This window comes from Nocardia cyriacigeorgica (assembly GCF_005863245.1).
Lineage (GTDB): Bacteria > Actinomycetota > Actinomycetes > Mycobacteriales > Mycobacteriaceae > Nocardia > Nocardia cyriacigeorgica_C.
Map to the genome: position 1 here is coordinate 586,182 of NZ_VBUT01000005.1, position 19,157 is coordinate 605,338.

Annotated in this window: 6 protein-coding genes; 3 read left to right on the forward strand and 3 right to left on the reverse strand. The window is 64.1% G+C overall.

Features of this window, described 5'->3' with window-relative positions:
• Window positions 1-54 precede the first annotated feature (54 nt).
• Window positions 55-6,027 (forward strand): MobF family relaxase, encoded by a 5,973-nt coding sequence (gene mobF, locus FEK34_RS15920; RefSeq protein WP_138448556.1) that lies wholly within the window; start codon window positions 55-57, stop codon window positions 6,025-6,027.
• A gap of 129 nt (window positions 6,028-6,156) precedes the next feature.
• On the opposite strand, the gene FEK34_RS15925 is transcribed toward mobF, so the two are convergent.
• Window positions 6,157-7,233: a DUF91 domain-containing protein gene (locus FEK34_RS15925; RefSeq protein WP_138448557.1), complete on the reverse strand. Its 1,077-nt coding sequence runs from the start codon at window positions 7,231-7,233 to the stop codon at window positions 6,157-6,159.
• Between the two features lie 927 nt (window positions 7,234-8,160).
• Here FEK34_RS15925 and FEK34_RS15930 point away from each other — a divergent pair.
• The gene (locus FEK34_RS15930) at window positions 8,161-8,751 is read left to right on the forward strand and encodes a hypothetical protein (RefSeq protein ID WP_138448558.1); all 591 of its coding nucleotides are present in this window, start codon (window positions 8,161-8,163) and stop codon (window positions 8,749-8,751) included.
• 701 nt (window positions 8,752-9,452) lie between these two features.
• Entirely contained in the window at window positions 9,453-12,242 is a 2,790-nt protein-coding gene (locus tag FEK34_RS15935; RefSeq protein ID WP_138448559.1) for a putative dsRNA-binding protein, read from the forward strand.
• A gap of 353 nt (window positions 12,243-12,595) precedes the next feature.
• Here FEK34_RS15935 and FEK34_RS15940 read toward each other — a convergent pair whose 3' ends face one another.
• Together FEK34_RS15940 and FEK34_RS15945 are read right to left on the reverse strand one after the other, a co-directional pair.
• Entirely contained in the window at window positions 12,596-16,816 is a 4,221-nt protein-coding gene (locus FEK34_RS15940; protein WP_171048236.1) for a PQQ-binding-like beta-propeller repeat protein, read from the reverse strand.
• A 795-nt stretch (window positions 16,817-17,611) separates the two neighbouring features.
• On the reverse strand, window positions 17,612-19,157 hold a 1,546-nt coding region (locus FEK34_RS15945; RefSeq protein ID WP_212748764.1), incomplete at its 5' end, for a GDSL-type esterase/lipase family protein.

Sequence of the window (19,157 nt, forward strand, 5' to 3'; positions counted from 1 at the left end):
TTCAAGTGAATTGCGGGGCTGGCGTTCTTACTGGCGCGGGTGCTGGCTGGAGGTATGACCGCGACGATTCATAAAGTCGTCGCAGGAAACGGCTATCAGTATTACCTGCGCAATGTCGCCGCGAACGACAATTCCGACCGCGGCCGCGCCAGCCTGTCCGACTACTACTCCGCCCACGGCGAATCACCAGGCCGATGGCACGGTACCGGCCTCGCCGCGCTCAGCATCGGTGTGGGCGCGGAAGTAACCGAAGCGCAGATGAAGTCGCTGTTCGGGCTGGGCCGCCACCCCGACGCCGACGACATAGAAGCTCGCGAGTACGACCAGCAGCTCGCGCTCGGCGCCAAGCCCGCCGACGCCGCACGCGCAGCCAACAAAGCCTCCCGATTGGGAAACCCATTCCGGGTCTATACGGAGGTTTCCGAATTCAGGAAACGCTGCGAAACCGCGTTTCGGGAACACAATTCGACGCACGGACACGACCCGACTGCGGCCATTCCCGACGACGAACGGGCCCGGATCCGCAGCTACGTCGCGTTCGAGATGTTCACCGACGAGTACCAGCGCGCACCCATCGATGCGCGCGAATTGTCGGGTTGGGTGGCCAAGAACTCCCGTCCCCGGTCGACTGCTGTCGCGGGTTTCGACCTCACCTTCTCCCCTGTCAAGTCGGTGTCCGCGTTGTGGGCGCTGGCGCCGCGGTCGGTGTCGGAGAAGATCGAAGCCGCTCATCACGCCGCCGTCGACGATGCCCTTGCCTGGCTGGAGCGGCATGCGGTGTTCACGCGGTTGGGACGCAACGGTATCCGGCAGGTTGATGTCGACGGGATCGTCGCGGCTCGGTTCACCCATCGCGACAGTCGTGCCGGCGACCCGGACCTGCATACTCACGTGCTGATCGCCAATCGTGTCCGCACGCTCGATGGGCTGTGGCGCACCCTCGACGGCGCAGCCCTCTACCGCGTAGTCGTCACGGTGTCAGAGATCTACAACACCCGCCTCGAGCACCACCTCGAACACAACGTTGGCGTGGAATTCGCACCACGCGCGGCCGCCGATCCCGGAAAGCGTCCGATTCGCGAAATCATCGGCATCCCAAGGCGTTTGATCGACGCCTGGTCCAAGCGCGAGGCGGCGCTGCAGATCCGACTCGGCGAGCTCGCAGCGGTGTTTCAGCAGCAGTTCGGGCGGGAACCGGTCCCGACGGAAATGTATCGACTCGCCCAGCAAGCAACGCTGGAAACCCGGCCCGCCAAACACGCCCTGCGCTCGCTTGCGCAGCAGCGCGCCAGCTGGCGGACCGAGGCAATCGCGCTGCTCGGCGCGCGGGAAGCTCTCGCTCGGATGGTCATGACGGCGTTGAATCCGCCGCGGACCGGCCGCATCACGCCGACACCGGAGTGGACTACGCGCACCGCACGGCAGGTCCTCGAGGTAGTGGCCGAGCAACGGTCGACCTGGCGTGAGCACAATGTGCGCGCCGAGGCCGAACGTCAACTCCGTGGCCAGATCACCGGCCGGGATTGGGAACACGTCGTCGCGGCAGTCGTTGCCGAAGCGTTGTCGCCGCAACAGTCGATCGCGCTCGGCGATCCGGACACCACCGCCGAGCCGATCCTCGCCAAGGTCCCAAGACCACTGGCGCGCCGCAGCGGCGCTCATGTGCACGTGCGCGCGGGCGATCAGATCTACACCTCCACCACCGCGCTGGCCGTCGAGGCCGCACTGATCGAGCTCGCGGTGCAACCCGGCGGACGCAGCGTCACCCTTGACCTGGTCACCGCCGCGGTCCAGGACCACAATCGCGCGTTTCCGGATCGGCCGCTCAACGCCGGCCAAGCCGGCGTGATCTCGGCGTTCGCGACCTCCGGAATGCGGGTCCACACCGCCAACGCCCCCGCCGGATCCGGCAAAACCACCGCCATGAAAGTCCTCACCACCGCCTGGCATACCAGCGGCGGCACCGTGCTCGGCCTCGCACCCACCGCAGCAGCCGCAGCCGTGCTCGGGGAATCGATCGGTGCCCGCGTGGAAACCGTCGACAAAGTCCTCGACGTCATCGCCCGCCACACACCCAACCCGAACAACGTCGCGCTCGACCGGGAACTGCCGCCATCGTTGCCGCAGTGGATCCTCGATATCGACGCCGAGACGTTGGTGATCGTCGACGAGCACGTCAAACTCGGCAATCACAAACGCCTCACGCTGCTGCAGTTCCTCACCTCTCGGGGTGCGACGATCCGCTGCATCGGTGACGATCACCAGCTCGCTTCCATCGAAGCCGGCGGCGCGCACACCGACATGGCCGACGCCGCACCCGACCACACCCTCACTCTCACCCATGTGGTGCGGTTCGCCGCCAGCGGTGAAGCCACCGCCAGCGTCGGCCTGCGCGACGGCGACCCGGCCGCGCTGGGCTGGTATCTCGACCACGGCCGCATCCACGCCGGCCACGCCGGCGCCATCCACGACGACACCTACACCGCCTGGGCTGCAGATCATCTCGCCGGCCGCGACACCGTCATGCTCGCCGCCACCCACGACACCGTCACCGCGCTCAACGCCCGCGCCCGCGCCGACCGACTCACCCGCGGCGACGCCGCACCGAGCGCCGAAGTGCCACTCGCCGACGGGCTGTGCGCGTCAGTCGGCGACACCATCCGCACCCGACACAACGACCCGCGCCTGCGACTCGGGGACCAGGACTGGGTACGCAACGGCTACACCTGGACCGTCACCGCCGTCCACACCGACGGCAGTATCACCGCCCGCCACCGCCAATCCGGCGGAAAACACGGCGCGAGTGTGTGGCTTCCCGCCGAATACGTGCGCGCCCATGTGCGGCTCGGGTATGCGGCCACGATCGATTCCGCGCAAGGAATCACCGCCGACACCTGCCACATCGCGCTCACCGGATCCGAGACGCGCCAACAGCTCTATGTCGCCATGACCCGCGGTGTACACGCCAACCACGCCTACCTACCCACCGCACTCGACGGCACCGAAGGGTCATTCTGGTCCGAACCCGCGATCTTCCCGCGCACCGCCGTCGAGGTCATCCTGCAGATTCTCGACCGCGACGGCGCACAGAAATCCGCACACACCCAACTGCGGGATGCGCTCGATCCGGTCCGGCGTTTCGGCCGTGCCGTCGACATCTATCACGACACCCTCGGTATCGCCGCCGAACACAATCTCGGCGTAGACGGGCTCGCCCGCCTCGACAACGCCGCCGAGCAGATCCGTCCCGGGTTGACCGACTGCCCCGCATACCCGGTCCTTCGGCAGCACCTGGCGATCATCGCCATGACCGGCGACGACGCGTTCGCCGCGCTGCGCGCGGCCGCGCACGCGCGCGAACTCGACACCGCCGACGACCCCGCCGCCGTCCTGGACTGGCGCCTCGACACCAGCGGCCACCACTCCACCGGCCCCGGACCACTGCCCTGGCTCCCCGGAATATCGCCCATCCCGGACGATCACCCCCTCGCCGAGCACCTGCAGGCGCGTCAGCGCATCGTCACCGAGCTCGCCGACCAGATCCGCAACCACACCCGCGACTGGACACCAGCCACCGCACCAGCCTGGGCACGACCACTCCTCAGCACCACCGACACGGACCTCGTCGGCGAGGTGGCGGTCTGGCGTGCAGGCCTGCATGTCGCCGAACGCGACCACCGACCCACCGGGCCCGCCCGCTACTCCAACCTCGAACGCGACCACCAACACGAACTCGACGAGCGCATCCAGCGCCTGCTCGGCGACCCGGACGCCGCCACCAACCGGTGGGCGCCACTCGCCCAAAAGCTCGAACCCCGCCTCACCCTCGACCCGTTCTGGCCGGTCATGGCCGACAAACTCGACCTCGCCCACCGCGCCGGCCTCGACATCACCACGCTGCTCACCACCGCCGCCGCCATCCGGCCACTGCCCGATGAGATGCCCGCCGCCGCGTTGTGGGCACGCCTCGAGCTCGAACCCTCCGCCCTCGACGCCCCCCACAGTGCTGTCCTGCACCCGGAGTGGCTGCCCGACCTGAACGCCGTCCTCGGTGCCGAACTCGCCGACCACGTCACCGCCGACCCCGGCTGGCCGCGCCTCGTCGCCGCCATCGACCACGCCACCCCCAGCTCGTGGACACCGCGTGACCTGCTCGCCACCGCCTACGAACTGCTGCTCGCCGCCCAACCCGACGACGCCCCCACCCTGCGCCCCGACCAACTCACCGCCGCACTCGCCTGGCGCATCGACGCCCTCACCCACCACACTCCAACCCCCACCGAATCCGAACACCACCCGGAGCCGACCATGCCCACCAACGACGACGACAATCCCACAGCTGCCAGCCCGCACCCCGACATCCCGCCACCGAGCAATGATCTGCCCGAGGCGATCCAATCCGTCGCCGAAGTCTTCAGGGCAGGCAACGTCTCCGCAGCGGTGACATCGTTCCGATCCGTCGCCGCACAGGCGAGCCCTGAGCAGCGTTCGGTTATCGCCGAAATCGCCCAAATCCTGTACGGCCGTCCGTGGAAGGTCGCCAAAGCCCGGCTCGAATGGCTCGCGAATCAGAATCCACAGCATGTCGCACTCATCCGCGCCTGCACACCCGACACCGACCCCGGCGTCTACCGAGCCGACGACGTCGGCCCCGAACGAGCACACCAGCGCACCCGCCGCTACCGCACCCGATATCAAAGCCGCTACCGCGACACCACCGACCCCACGCCCACCATGTCAGCAACCGACCTCGCCGGCCTCGACCTCACCGACAGCTACCTCGACACCAGCGCCGGCCAACCAGGCACAGCAGATCAGTCCCCACAGCACGGCATTTGGAATCCCGAGCCCGACAACCACACAGCACCCGACCAGCCGCTCCGCGGCGGGCTATGGAATCGCGACAAACAAAAGGAAAAGCCTTACCGAGATCGCCTCGACTATGACCGTGCCGCGGTCCCCGAAATTCGAACCCTGCCCTGCGTATCTTGCGGCATCGAACGCCGCCGCGCCGACGCCACGCCCATCCCACCCCGCCGCACCGACGACGGCCTCTGCACGGACTGCCGCGACGACCACACCGGAATCCCCGACCACAACCAACACCCCCTCGAAGCCCGCTGCACCTACCTCGCCAACACCCACCCACCCGAAGCCACACTCGCACTCCTCCGCCGCGACTGGCGAGCACTCCGCAACCCAGCGCACCGTCACATCATCGAAACCTGGCTCCACAACCACCAACTAGAAGCAACAAAGCGCGGCGCCAATCCCCCCGCCCCTATCTCGACCGCGCTACCCGCAGACAACCCACTGGTTGCGCTGACCGATGACCAGCTTGCCGAACACATCACTAACCTCGAACTCGCGCTTGCTACCCCCGAGATCGAGACAGCGATGCTGGACCCCGCCCGTCACTCTTCCGATGAGCGGGAATCGAACGATTTCGCCCGGCATCACCGCGACGCGCTAGGCGCGATCCACGCCGCGGATAGCGCCGCCGAGGAGTTCGACGCCGCTATCCGAGAACTCGACACCACTCACGAAAAGCTCGCAAAATTGCGCGAACTTCTCGCCACCGCACCGAATATCCAGCGCGGAAAGCGCCGAACTCTCGAAACCGGAATCGAACAATTACGCGCCGAACAGGCAATCGCCGAACGCGACCACCAACGTGCACGCGCTGCCCACCAAGAGGCACACCGTCGCGCCACCCAACTCGCTGGTCCCGAATCGACCTGGGAGCACATTCGCTCCGCTGCACCCGAACACCGTACTCGCACCGTGCGAACTGCCGCAGACTCCCTCACCGCCGACGAGCACAAGCAGATCGTCCACACGCGCGAAGAACTCGCGAAATACCGAGCCGAACAGCAACGCAGACACGACCTCGCTTACCACGAATCGGCCCAAGAAGGCCGGGTCCGCGACACACACCCACGGACCCTGTCGTCCCCCGTCGAGGAGCATAATCTCGACCCTTCCAGCACCGACATTAGCGGCGACGCCTATGGTCCGGAGCTATGAAACCACCGGGAGACGCGCTGACTGGCCGATTGCCCTACGGCCCAAGCGCCCCCTAGTCGGGGGCCTCCGCGTCCGATCCAAACAAGTCGATGATGCTGGCTCCACCGCACAGCCCCCGACTCCGGAGAGTTAATCGTCGACGTCGAACGCCTCGGAAAGGCGCTGCAATGTGAACGGCTGCCGCAATTTGGTCACGACGTTCTGGTTAGCGTACATCCCCTTCACCCACACCGCCTCTTCCCGCGGGCGGGTGTCGATCCACCTGACCCGGACAAGGTATTCACTGAGCGCAGGATCGTCTGCGTCCTCCTCCATATCCGTAGCTCGCAGTGGTGCCCGCAGAATCGGCATCGTCTGCCCGTTCACCTGGACCTCGAATTCCGTGACCGGGACGGCGGTCGACTCAACCTCGCCCACACCGACGTACCCAGTCGACGGGATCGCGGCCCACACCCGCGCGCCCGGGGACAGGTTCATCATCGCCTTTCGGTACTTGTCCCCGTGACCTGCCGACACGAATCCGTATCGCCGCATGTCCTCCCAGTTGCGGTGCCGGCTCTCGCCGATGGCAACATAGAAGTCGATCCCATTCCACGCCGGTTGCTTCTTCCCTCCGGCACCACTGGAAGCAGGCTCGAGATCAGGGTTGCTCAGCCACGACCGCGCCAAATACTCCCGGTTGTCGTCTGTCAAGTACTGAAAAAACAGCACGTTGATCGGCACACCGTAGCCGCGGACATACTCCACGATCTGGGCGGTACTCGTGTCCATCCCGGTCGCCACGATCACCAGATGGTGTCCAGAGTTCAACGTTTCAGGCACGTCCGTCTCGAAATGATCGGTGAAAGCCGAGTCGAAGTCTTGCCCCTGGTGATGCTTCGCGTGCAGATCTCGAATCGCCTCGTATGACAGACTCTGAACCCAGAACCCGTATTCCAACGCCTGCGCGACGACGTCGCGCGGCGTCTTGTCCTTCTTCAATTCGATGACATGGAGATCCCCCTGCCCGTCCATTGCCAGCAGATCGACCCGCTTCCCGTAGTCGGTGACGACCTGCCGGCCGATGAGCAGCAGGTTGCCCGATCCCAAAATGTCGCTCCGGCTCTCGAGGATGTCCTCCAGTCGGTCTTCCGACCCGATGACACTGGGCGCCACTGGCCGCACATCGCCGCCATCCAACCGCCACAACCCGAACTTCACGTGCATGGGTTGGGACCATACTGGCCACCGATGACATGTGGGTCCAATGCTCCGCAAGCCAATGGCTCGATTACAGAGTTAGATCTCCGACGCCGACGCGCCCGACGAGTTTCAGGCAGGCGAACGCACGGCGACGAACAGCGGAGTCCGCACCGCGCTGAGCGAACGCCGTCCCGGTTGCGGAATCCGTCGGGGCATTCGGCCGGGTTCCGGACCTGGTCCGCGTTGATGGGCCAGGCCACGCCGTTGCCGGCAGCGTCGCCTACCCCGACCGGACTCGTCAGGGAGGTAATCGCTTTGCCCAGCCCCGTAGTTAAACTGGCTCGGGCCACCAAAGTGAACGGTCGGGCAGCCCACACAAACCAGCGTCGTTCAAACCTCGTCGGGATGCTGCGCGTAGACGTTGACGACGTCGAGATCCCTTCACTCCGACCTTCCCGTCGATCTAAGGCAGCACTCCACCCAGCAAGGGGCTACCAGGATTACCCGCGGCCCGCGGGGCGGAGATGATGCTTTCGCCGGAACAGGTCGACGCGGTCGGCGGCAGCCATCACGGCCAGGCGGCGCAGGTAGTCCTCCGTGAGAAGTTCGTGGGAGCGCACGGATACCTCCTGGAAAGCCGTGCCTCTCCTCATGTCCCCCGAATGGCATACAGTCCCGTGTACAGACCTGCGGTTATCGTGGCCACCCGACGACGCCTACTGATCGGAGATAAAACCCTTGATAAGTCGTGCTTCAGCGGCGAATAGGAACCGGGCCGTTAGTGGACGTCAGGTCGCGGCCGGAGCCCTCGTTGTATTGTTCGCCGCGGGGTCGATGACTGGCTGCGCTAACACTAGCGATACCACCAGCGCAGACCCCGACATCTATGTCACATACCAACCTGGTGATATTAACCGTGATGGACAAACTGGCGCCGCAGATGGTGACCTGATGAGCCCCGAACAGTTCTGGGAGTTAGACGTGGTGGCACGGCTGACGCTGCGCGGCGAGGAGTTGGTGAACGACAAGCCAGAGGCGTACAGAATCTACCAGAAGTATCTCAGACCCGATGAGCGGCAGGTGATGTCCTTTCCAGACGTGAATAACTTGCCAAACTGGTCGGCTCAGGACTACCTCAACTACTACTCGATCGGCTTGTACCTAGCTTCGATCCAAGAGCCGACACAGGAGGGGATAAATGACGGCCGGAAGCTGTTTTCCATCGTCGCCGACCCACGCTCACCAGGGTTCAAGAAGACAAGCGAGTTGATCGGCAACAATCCTGGCGTCTCCAACGTATACCGGGCGATTCCCGCTGGCTTCAAAGGCGATCTCGGGGGCCGGACTGAATTCATGGGCCATGCCATAAGCGGTCTCGGTGGATATCTCGCGTACGGAGAGTATGTCGCCAATGGAAATCGGCAGTACATGCTTTTTGTAAACCTACCTGGACCAAGCGGTACGAAGCACAGTCTCCTAATGGACATTTACACAGGGAATGAACCCGGATTCCAGAGTTCTGTGGCCGCACTGCCAGGTTAGCGTCAACGGATATCGAGGAGCGGCGCGCCAAAAAGGTGAACCGCTCGCTTGTTCGGGGCTTGTGTCATTAATTTTCTGCGCCAATTAGCTGTAGTGAATTTCAAGAATATTCACACCCGAAATACCAGGGTATCCACGAGAACCGGGCGCACACCTGACCGCGCGAGCAGGTGGCGCAACTCTCGTATTGGAACCGCGCGAGGCCACGCCGATACCCGCTGTGTACGGAGTACGTCGCTAGAGCCCAGCACCCTATGTTGCCATCCGTCTGCCCCAGCTGGTGCCACCGCCAGTAACCTGACCGCACCTGGGTGGGCGGAACAGCGCGCCGGAACACCGCTCCGGCCCGCAGCTGCGCGCCGCAACGGGAGGGTAGCCAATAGAACTGGGTGAGCGTCCGCCCCCTTCCCTGGCCTGCGGCCCGCCGCATGCCCGGAGATGGCAACCGATCCACGCTTGCGAGCTGGTCATGCGCCACCAGAATGATCCCGTTCGAACCCTGCGGGTCCGTGCGGAGGGGAGGTTCGAGGTTCTCCGGTTTAGCTCCGGAACATGGATTCCGGCCGGATGTCGATGACACGACCACCTGCACCAGGTAGCCATGATCTTGTTTGGCACTCGATCGACGCGCCACAGTGCTAGCGTGGGTGGGCATGCAAGGAAGGATCGCGTTGAGTGCTGCCGGATAGCTGGTCGATCGGATGACGGCCTACAGCTTCGGAAACAAGTGGGTCGGCATCTCCGCGCTCGGCGACCCACCCCCGCCCGAGCCGCTGCACAAGATGGCGTTGCGACTCCAGGCTGCGGCCCTGGCCCGAGAGGTCGCGATAAACCGTGATCAGTCGATCCCTGTCACAAAGCTGCTGACGTCATTGGCACGTCTGCGCGTCAGATTGGTTCTGTCAGGCCAGGATACGTGGTCCCAAGAGGTCCTCGAAGTCGAGCGACTTGTCCGCTCAGGACGAACACCGACGTTTCGACCATGGCTCCAGCACGAACTGCAACAAAAATCCCGGCCGACTGACGCTGGCGGCACCAAGCACTCGCGGTCGGCAACTTCCTCAGATGCTGAACCGGGTTCCGTTCAACCGACGATGTGGAGCACTTCCTACCCCCAGGCGCCGGACTCGCCGTGGTTGCCGGTTGCGTCAACGGCCCTCACCCGCGAAATTGCCAAGCTCAACATCGATCTCGACGATGATGGGATGCGATGGGTGCGGTGGGCCTGCCTACACCGCAGCTACCTATACGAGTCGATGCCAGATGGTCCCGTCAGCGCCGAGGCCCTCGATGTCCTCGCCAGTCTCGGTTGGGGTTGGATGCGCACGGCGCTGCTCGACCGTGTCAAAGCCCAACGCGGCGACTTCACTTCGAACGTAGAGGTCAGTGCGGCGCTCGCCGCCCATAGCCAGGCCCGATCCGCACTCGGGGCATGGGTGGCAGCCAACAACCTCGGCTTCTTCGGTAAAGGTGAAGCCGCGCTCCTGGCCGGTGGCTCGAACAGCCGCGCCCCCGAAACCGTCGCGATGCAGATCCTTGGAGCGCTGTCGATTGTCACTGCGTCCCAGAGGCCTGCCGACGAGCTCCTCGAGTTGGTTTCGTTCGAACCACGCAGTCCAGAGCCGGACTGGCACACACTGCTCGATTCCCACACCAAGCGTCCACCAACCTATACCCGTAGGGAGTCCGGCCCCGACCACAACAAGCAATTCACGGTGACAGTCGAGGTAAATGGCCGTTCGGCGGAGGCCACTGCAGGTTCCAGCAAAGCAGCGAGGGCGCAGGCCGCGCGTGCCTATGTTCTGCGATATCTGCCGGCGATCGTCCCTGCGAAGCCGACGGTCGCCGGACCGAGCAAATCGACGTTGCCGATGCCCTATCGTGCGAATCTTCCCCAGCATGCTGTAGCACGCGAGTGGGCCCAAAAGGCCTTTGAGGTCGCCGATGCAGGCCTGATCAGTCAGGCTTTGACTCACCGTTCTTGGGTACATGAACATCCGCGCGTAGTGACCGAAGCACGACAAAACGATTACGGCGCATTGGCCACGGAGGGCTCCGAAGCGCTTACGCATCTGGTTCGCCATCACTGCGCGCTGCGTGCCTTCGACACCACATTTCGACTGCCACCAGGGACCGTCGCCTCACTCTCGGTTGCTGATGAAGCGGTGGGGAAGCTGTTCGACACGATGCCACTCGCGACCGGCGTACTCCGATCCTCCGGCACCGCGTTGACTCCATCGATCAAATCCGACGTCGCGCAGTCGCTCATCGGCGCTGCATGGCGCGCCAACGGCGACCTATTGATGGAGCGCCAGCCCGCATTCCTTGCTAGATGGCTTGCCTCATTCACCCCGCAGGTCGACCCAACCACCCAACTACAGGAATACTGCGCAAAGGTCAAAGCGGAGTTCAACGTCGACTTCGAACAGCAAGGCCGCGACCACGAGAAAAGATTCCGCGCTACCGTTACGCTCCACGTCGCCGGGCAACCCGAGTGGCGCGGCGACTGGAAGAGCAGCAAAGTCCAGGCAAAGCACTGCGCCGCAGATGGTGTCCTTCAGGTCCTATTCGGCGAGCACACCGAACCGTCGCCGACCGTCGATGCACTGCTGCGAGGAATGTTTCTTGCCGAACTAGGCGCTGTTGATCCCCACAGACCCAATTCCGTAAAGGCCCTCACTTCCGGGCAACTCGCCGTCGACCTCCTCGCAGCTGGCGCATACGACGACTTCGCTCGGTGGGCCCAGGCGCGTTCACGGCTCCTACCTAGTAACGCCTCGATAGTCGCGAGCCGCCTCGAGCTCTTCTACGAGTCTGTACTGAAGCAGCGCCGCCGCGACGCCGTCAAACATTGGGTCGTCCAGAATCTCTCCACTGTCACATCGGAGGTACTGGAAGTCGAGCCCCGAATCCTGGATTGGTGCAATGGAGTTCAGCCGGCGAGACTTGCCTTGCTGGAAACACTGCTGACTACAGCCGCGGAGGCCGATCCTTGGCAAGCCGTCCTGGACTACGTCGAGGCAGCCGCGAGAACGCTCGCGCTTGAAACACACGCAGATCTCGAGATCGAGCGGCGCAATGACGCCTCAGGGCACTCGGTGGCAATGCGTCTGTCAGGTTCGACTTTCTCGAACGCCGTCGGGCCGATCGTCGACGCCGTGGACACCATCGTCGGCACGGGATCATGGGCGCGTATGGCCGATATGGTGGTACTGACGATCCCCTCCGCACCGCCAACCACTGACCCCTTGGTGCAGTGCGCAATCGAAGCAGTGCGTCGAGCTTGGCAAGATCCGTGGCTCAATGAGGTTCGGGATGGGCTCAACAAACTGCTCCGCGCGCTGGACGGTGCTGACGATCAGACGACGAGACCACCTGCGGACCAGCTAGCCGCAATAGTAGCGGCCGAGCAGGAACTTCTTGATCGGTTGCGTCTGCGAGAGAGTCAGACCGGAACCAGCACAATCGAATCCGAGTTGTCAGCTGGGTAGTCTCACTCCACGTCCGAGCCGTCGGTTACCCCACGCATTGCGGAGGCCAAGGTGTCGTCTCGAACACAGGGGCTGACGATCCCCAGGGCACGTGGTCGGGCTCCCCATAATACTGGGTCGGGTTCACTGCGCAGCTCTGCTCGAGCGGCTTGCCACTTTGGTTCCACGGGACCGCCGCGGCGAAGCGAATCTGCTTGGATACCTTGAACGGTGTGCGGTGCGCCGTCGGGCAGGGGTCCTGCTGGATCTCCAAGAGCATCCTGGCGTTGACCGTGACAAGGGTGACCCTGCACGACATCCTCACCGTTCTGGGCCGGTCGAAGATAACGGCGATCGCACTCCGCCGCGACTGTTCATCGGTACTTCGTCGTGCCTTCCGGACCGCGGCTGTTGCTGAGCAGTTTCGCGAAGCACTCGTCGGTTGAGATGTTCTTCGCGTCGCACCAACCGTTGGCGGGGTCAGGCGAACTGTGCGTGACACCAGCGACGGTGATCCACCAGCCGCGGAGGTCGAACGTGCTCCATTCGTCGCTCCAGACCAGTCTGACCTCCGGGTACTGCAAGCGCATTCGAAGGTGTTGCTGCAGGATTTGCGTTGGCGTCCAGGTGACGATCCGACCGTCCACGTCAGGGGCAACCAAGCCGACCTGTTTGGACGAGAGTTGGGGGACCCACAGGTCGGCGAGATCGCGCCCGACGGTGGGCCTGTCAGCGTCGGCTTGTGCCCGAAGTGCATCCAGAGCCGCTGCTTCGGGGTCGGCCACAGCTGCACCTGACCGGGTGGCGACAAAGGGGGTCGCATCAACTGCGTCGGCCGAGTAGCGTCCCTCGTGCGGGCCGCGGTCAGCGCCTTCGTCGGTGCATCTCACGACCTGGCTTTCATCGGCCATTGCGCTTTGCGCTGTCGGGTCGGTATGGGCGCCTAGGGAGTTGGGTAACCGCCAGAAGCTGCCGATCGGGAACTCGAATTCGTGCTCCACAACCACTGCAGAATCGCTGGCGCCGCCGTCACTGGTTGGCAGGTATATCGGCGACTCCGAAAAGTCGAACACGCCCGCAGCGATCGGCCGGCCTCGTTCGAATATCTCGATCCGGAGAGCGTCAGTAGAGATGATGTCTCCACTGGAGCAGTTGGCCCGCAACTCCATGCGCACGACCAGACCGTCGTTGCCGGTCCGATATTCCACGGGTGTCAGTGTGGGCGGCTTTCCGCATGCCGTGATGAGCTGCGGTTCCGTGGCACCAGACTCGTCAGATCCGCTGCTCCCGGGCTCGCCTGCCGTTCCGCCGGTCGGCGGATAGTAGGTGACGGTGTTCTCGTTGATGATGGCGAAACCGGCGCCGGCAGGTTCGAGCGCCCCGGACTCGACACTGGTCGACCACTCGCGGTCACCGGTGCGGAGGTTGATTGCTTCCAACTCACCGTCCCCATCGGCGAGGATCAGGCGTTGCCGGTCGGTGGCCCAATCCGCGGGACTGTCGTCCGAAGTCCATAGTTCCGCGCCGGTTTGAAGGTCGACCGCGGACATCCAGCCGCCCGTGTGACCGACCACGACCGTGTCATCGATGATCGAACCTCCGCCCTCGATCTCCGAGGATGACCATCGTTGGGAGCCGTTACTAAAATCCCATGCGGCACCTGAGGTGATGTACGGCAGCGCGTCGACGCCTCCAGCTAGAGGCTTTGCCGGCCATCCACGCCCTGGATGTGTGCGTATGTGGTTGCCGGCGGCATCGAGGACGACAGTGTCCCCATCTGTTGGATCGGCCGCACTACAGGTTTGGGCGATGAGCCCCTGCCCTGGGTAGGCGGCGATGGCTTGGAGATCGGCGTCTATGACCCGTTTCCCGTCGCTGCGACGGACCACGATTGCGCCGGCGTCGCTGCCGAAAAAGACGAACTCGTCGTTCGCGCCGTATCGATAGGAATCGCCGGAACCAGGGCAGGTCGGGTCGGGTGACCATCTCGTCCGCCAGTGTGCGCGGAGGTCCTCGACGGTGCCGCTAGCGATTTCGGAGTAAGAGGCCGTGATGATGTCTTCGCCGACGACCTCGACCCAGGCCGGGTCGACGGCCGGGCTGGTCCGCTCGACTGTGCCGTCCTCGACGCTCAAGAACACGATGTCAGACCGGTGATCGGGCCCGAATCCATCCTCCCGGATACAGGGCAGGAGGCCGTCGACTGTCCGAGTCGCGCACGTCTCGTAACCGCCATCCGCACGCCAGCGCATTTTCCCCGAATGCGAATCGAGCGCGACAATCGTCTCGCCCTTATCGCTGGACGGCAAGATCGTCTGGACGATGAGGATCTCACCCAGATCAATGAGGCCAGGGCTGCTGGCCATCTCGGGAGAGGGGCGCGGGCTGGAGAACTCCTCGTTGCGGGCTACCTCCGACGCATAGAAGGTCCAACCTTCCGACGGGGCCGCCGGGTAGGTATTCCGAAGATGATTCTGCGCAAACAACGGCGAGCCGTGATCCTCATGCCCCAACCACCAGATTCCCGCGCCACCGACGACGAGTGCGACAACCGCGATGAGCGCCGCCACGAGCAGCGGGTGGCGCCGCGAGCGGCGGTGGACGGCATGTGGCGCTTCAGCTCCACCGCGAAGATCGCCGAAGTTTGGACCAGCGATAGCGGTCGGTTCGGCAGTTGCCTGGCCATGCGGCAGATGGTGGGCACCCGGCTGAGCGAAGGAGCCATCCCTCATGCTCGGGACAGTCGTCGGCACAACCGGTGCCGGGTCTGCCCCCGTTGCAGGTTTCGTTAGTTGCGGTCTGGTCGGCGGCGACGGAGGCCTGTTGCCGGCAGACTCCGCGCCCTCGCCGGTTGCGGGTGTAAACGGCTGGCCGAAGGCATCGGTCGGTGCCGTGGGCGTCGCAACATCAGATCCAGGGACCTCCATCGCCGCCATCGGCACAGGCGGATCCGATGCGGCGTCCTGAGCTGACACAGCAGCGGACTCGCCCGCGACCCGCATCGGCGCGGCGGTGCCGGCAGGCCGGCCGGGTATGTCGGCACCGGGGGCGCGGTCATCCCCGGCTGTTCCCTCGGATGGCGTGGGAGGTCCGGGAGGTGGCTGCGGTGTTGGGTCGTAGCTGCCCTCCCGAATCCGCAGGTCGGTGTAGAGCAGAGTCTGCAACGTGCGGATCAGAACGGCCGAGGCCGCAATGATGACCAAGGACACGGGATAGACGATGACCTCTCCGCCGGGGACGGCCGAGGCGATCGCAAGGGCCGGATATGCCGTTGCGGCAAATGCCACGACGCATGCGGCCACCCATAGCAGCTCCAAGCCGAGTACCCGCGCCAACGACGGTCGCACCAGCGCGACGGAACGGCGGAAGGACTCGACGACCCCCGCACCTTCGAGCGTCATCACGATCGGTGCGAATGCGCATAAGGTTCCGACCACGAATGCAGCAGCCACTATCAGAACCAGCACAGGGATCGCCGCGGGAAGGCCGACCGCGATCAGGACAATATACGGGCCGAGGAGGCCCGGCAGCACGATCACGGCGTAGAAGACCGCCATGAGCCGGCATAACGCGAACAAACGTGGCCGGACCAGGGCGAACACCGCCGCGAACCGAACCGGCTCCCCTCGGATGGCCATGTCGGCGGTGACGATGGTGACCGCGTTGATGGCAGCGTCCGCCGGCACCCCGATAACGATCAGCAGGCTGACGAACAGCAGCACCAGGGCCGCCAAGGTGGCGAATAGACCGGCAGCGAAGTTCTCCCCCTCCATGCTGATACCAGAAATCAGCGCGGCACCGATGCTGATCATGCCGAGCAAGAAGATGGATAGCGCCGCAACCAGTGCCACTAGAGTGAATGTCAGCGAGACCTGCCAATGGCGGCGTATGGCTGTAATCGAGGCGCGCAGGACTTCCCCCGCGGTCAGCGGGCGCAGCGGGATGAGCGGACCATAGCGCTGCGGCCGGTTCACCCTCGCCACCTGCCCGTCGGGTGCCGGACCGGCCGATGGCTCGTCCGCCGGTGACCCTGGTTCGGCGAGTCTCATCCGGGCAAGGAACTCCCGCACCGCGGGTGGCCAGGTGGCCTGCTTGTTCCGCGCCTGCCACCCGAACGCCACACATCCGGCGACGATGATCAGCCAGGCCAGGCCCGGCGGGTTGAACAGGGCAGCGATCATTGCCAGGCCCGCACCGGCGAAGGCGGCATGATGGGGCCGCAGGTCGAACAACGCGTCCGCGGATGCGGTGGTCATCGGGCGGGTTCGGTCAGTCGAGCGGGTATAGGCGGCGGGATCGGCCAACCGAGCGCGGACTAGGAAGGCATGGATCCCCGGCGGCCACTCCACGTCGCGCGTGCGCAGCCACCACTCGACGCCGCCGGCGATCGCGGCGAGAACGATCCATACCGCCGCGCGCGCTATCTGTGTTCCCGCGTCGCTCGTCGAGCTGGATTCACCGGTCACCAGATCGGTCTCGATTTCGGTGGTGATGCCTTCGATCCCGAAGATATAGGCCACGGGTAGCGTAAACAGAATGCCGAGCACACGCGCAACGTGACGGGGGCGAAGATCGAACACAGGTTCGTCGTTCATGCGTACCTCGCAATGCTGAACCACCATGCACGTGGGCGTGAAGGCTCCGACTGGTAAGCCTCGGAATGTCGAGCCGGTGCCGCACCCGACAGATCTTTGATCGACGCTACAGCCGACTGTTCAGCGCCGGTATCCGCCGATCGACCGACACCCCGGGCAATGCGTGGGGAATATCGGGCTTTCAGAAATGACTCACCCGACGACGAGGGCCTACTGCTAATCGTCGGGGCAACGACGTTTCCCCCGTCGGACACGAGGCGATCCCGCGACGCGGAACCACTCGCTCTGCGCTACCACCGCCAAGGCACCGGCGTCGGCGTACAAGGTGTACGCACGATCCTGACGGCCGGGCGCCATTCGGAGACGTATATTGCCAGGCGAGGCTGAATTCTGGCCATTGCGCACCCTGCCTCCAAGGCAGGACACCAGTGGTGCGAACTGCCATCGAAACCCGGCCCGGTATTAGTTCACCACAGCGTGACAGACGACGACGTCATACGAACACATGAATCGACTATTGCCGCCCGAGTCACCGGCACCCGCTCACCGGAAGCACCAGGCCGCGCCTACCGACAACTCGCTTCCCCAAACCTCATTGACGCGTCATCTTTTCCGCTGACATACGCGAAACGAGATATTCTACCCGGGACTGCAAGCTGATATCACCGCAGCTGTCACGGTGCCGACGATGACACAGGCCCGCACCCTTCTGGCGATCGCGGATCCGACCGGTCGGCGTTCGCCGACTACCATTCCGGCCACGCTACCTATTACTCGTCAGGGAGACGACTCTTGTCACCCGCGATCTTCCTTGTCAGACATGCTGTCGGCGTTCGCGCGCGGTGCGCCGCGGCTGGACCATAGGATGCGCACCCCCAGCCCTATCGCAGTGATGAGGCATGTCACCGATCCCGCGGCCATTGCCCACCACCACCAGGGCAATGGCTGAGCTACTGTCAGGTCGACGGCATAGTCTGTGAACTCACCAGACTCCGATACAAGCAGGACATGCAGGGTATGCCGGCCCGGACTCAGATCGATGGGAAGGTCAATTCGTAATTCGGATTCGCCTGCTTCGACCTCGCCGCCGCTCAGAGCGATTGGCGTGCTGTGTACTTCAGACCAATATGTACTGGGTTTTTCAGCTTTCACTCGCATGGAAATGCAAGCTCCGGGTTCGACGGAGAGCTCGAGGTCGGCCTGGGTCAGCGGCAACGGATCGCATTCCGCTTCAGTAGTGATGACGCGCGGAGCGGTTCTCGCTTGTTTCCCTCCAACACCAGTTGGTGCTGCATCTTCATTTGTCGACCAGGAAGCGATCGCACCGGCAATCCGGGCATAGCCGAGGCGGTTGGGGTGCACCAGCTCCTGCGCACGCTCATCGTGCCAGAATGTTTCCGCTACCTTCTTGGCAGCGCCTTCGAGAAATCCGACTCCCACGATTCCCGATGCGCTCCCGTCACACAAGGTATTCGAGGGCTGCATGGCATGTTCGACTGCATCCACGAAGTAGACGCTCCGTCCACCCTCTCGCGCCGTGTTGACCGCAGATTGCAGAGTCTGGTTCAGGTGTTTCACCAGTTTGTTGGCGAATGTGACTTCCCGAGGAGCGAACTCGCCGCATCCGATCCCGACAACCTCGGGGAAGACCTTCGGATAGCCGAGCACGAACAACGGCGCCTCGTGTCCGCGCTCGGCCACTGACTGGCCGGCGTTCACCGCGTCGTAAAGCTGCCGGTATGTCTTCGGCAGCTGTGTGGTCAGCGCAGCCAACGCATCCGCGACCCTTCTCGTCGTCACCTGTTCCCCGATGCTGACGCCATTCGCGGACACGTCCTGCTTCCCACATTCGGTGTCGAGCACGACAGGAGGAGCCGGCCTTGCGGAACGGATGACGACCTCGTTCGGCAAAACACACTCGGAAACAAGAGCACCAAAGCCCATATCGTTTCCGCCGATGCTGACGAACGCCGCGTCCAGGACCACATCAGTGCGGCTCATTTCCTCCACCTGCGACAACGTCGGCATGCTCGACGCGTTTGGCGCAAACAGGTGATGTTGCACCGCGCCGGAGCAGGCGAAGATATGAGTGCGGCCAGGACCGAATAATTGGGCGACGTGCGTGTGCTCCGATCGGTGGCACCGCCTGTCGATATGTTCATTGCCGGGAGAATAATTCCCGGCACCCTCACCCGACGCATAGGAGTCACCGAAGACTCCGACCTTGGTCGCGGGGTCTTTGAGCAGTGTCGCGAGCAGACCTCCGGCTACATCGTTGTAGGCTCCGCGTCGCACGACAGTGAGGTTCCCTTTGTGGGTGCCATACGCACCCGACCAGGAC

Coding starts and splice junctions, on each gene's coding strand:
- mobF (WP_138448556.1), top strand. CDS start 55: ATGACCGCGACGATTCATAAAGTCGTCGCAGGAAACGGCTATCAGTAT.
- FEK34_RS15925 (WP_138448557.1), bottom strand. CDS start 7,233: ATGCACGTGAAGTTCGGGTTGTGGCGGTTGGATGGCGGCGATGTGCGG.
- FEK34_RS15930 (WP_138448558.1), top strand. CDS start 8,161: ATGAGCCCCGAACAGTTCTGGGAGTTAGACGTGGTGGCACGGCTGACG.
- FEK34_RS15935 (WP_138448559.1), top strand. CDS start 9,453: ATGACGGCCTACAGCTTCGGAAACAAGTGGGTCGGCATCTCCGCGCTC.
- FEK34_RS15940 (WP_171048236.1), bottom strand. CDS start 16,816: ATGAACGACGAACCTGTGTTCGATCTTCGCCCCCGTCACGTTGCGCGT.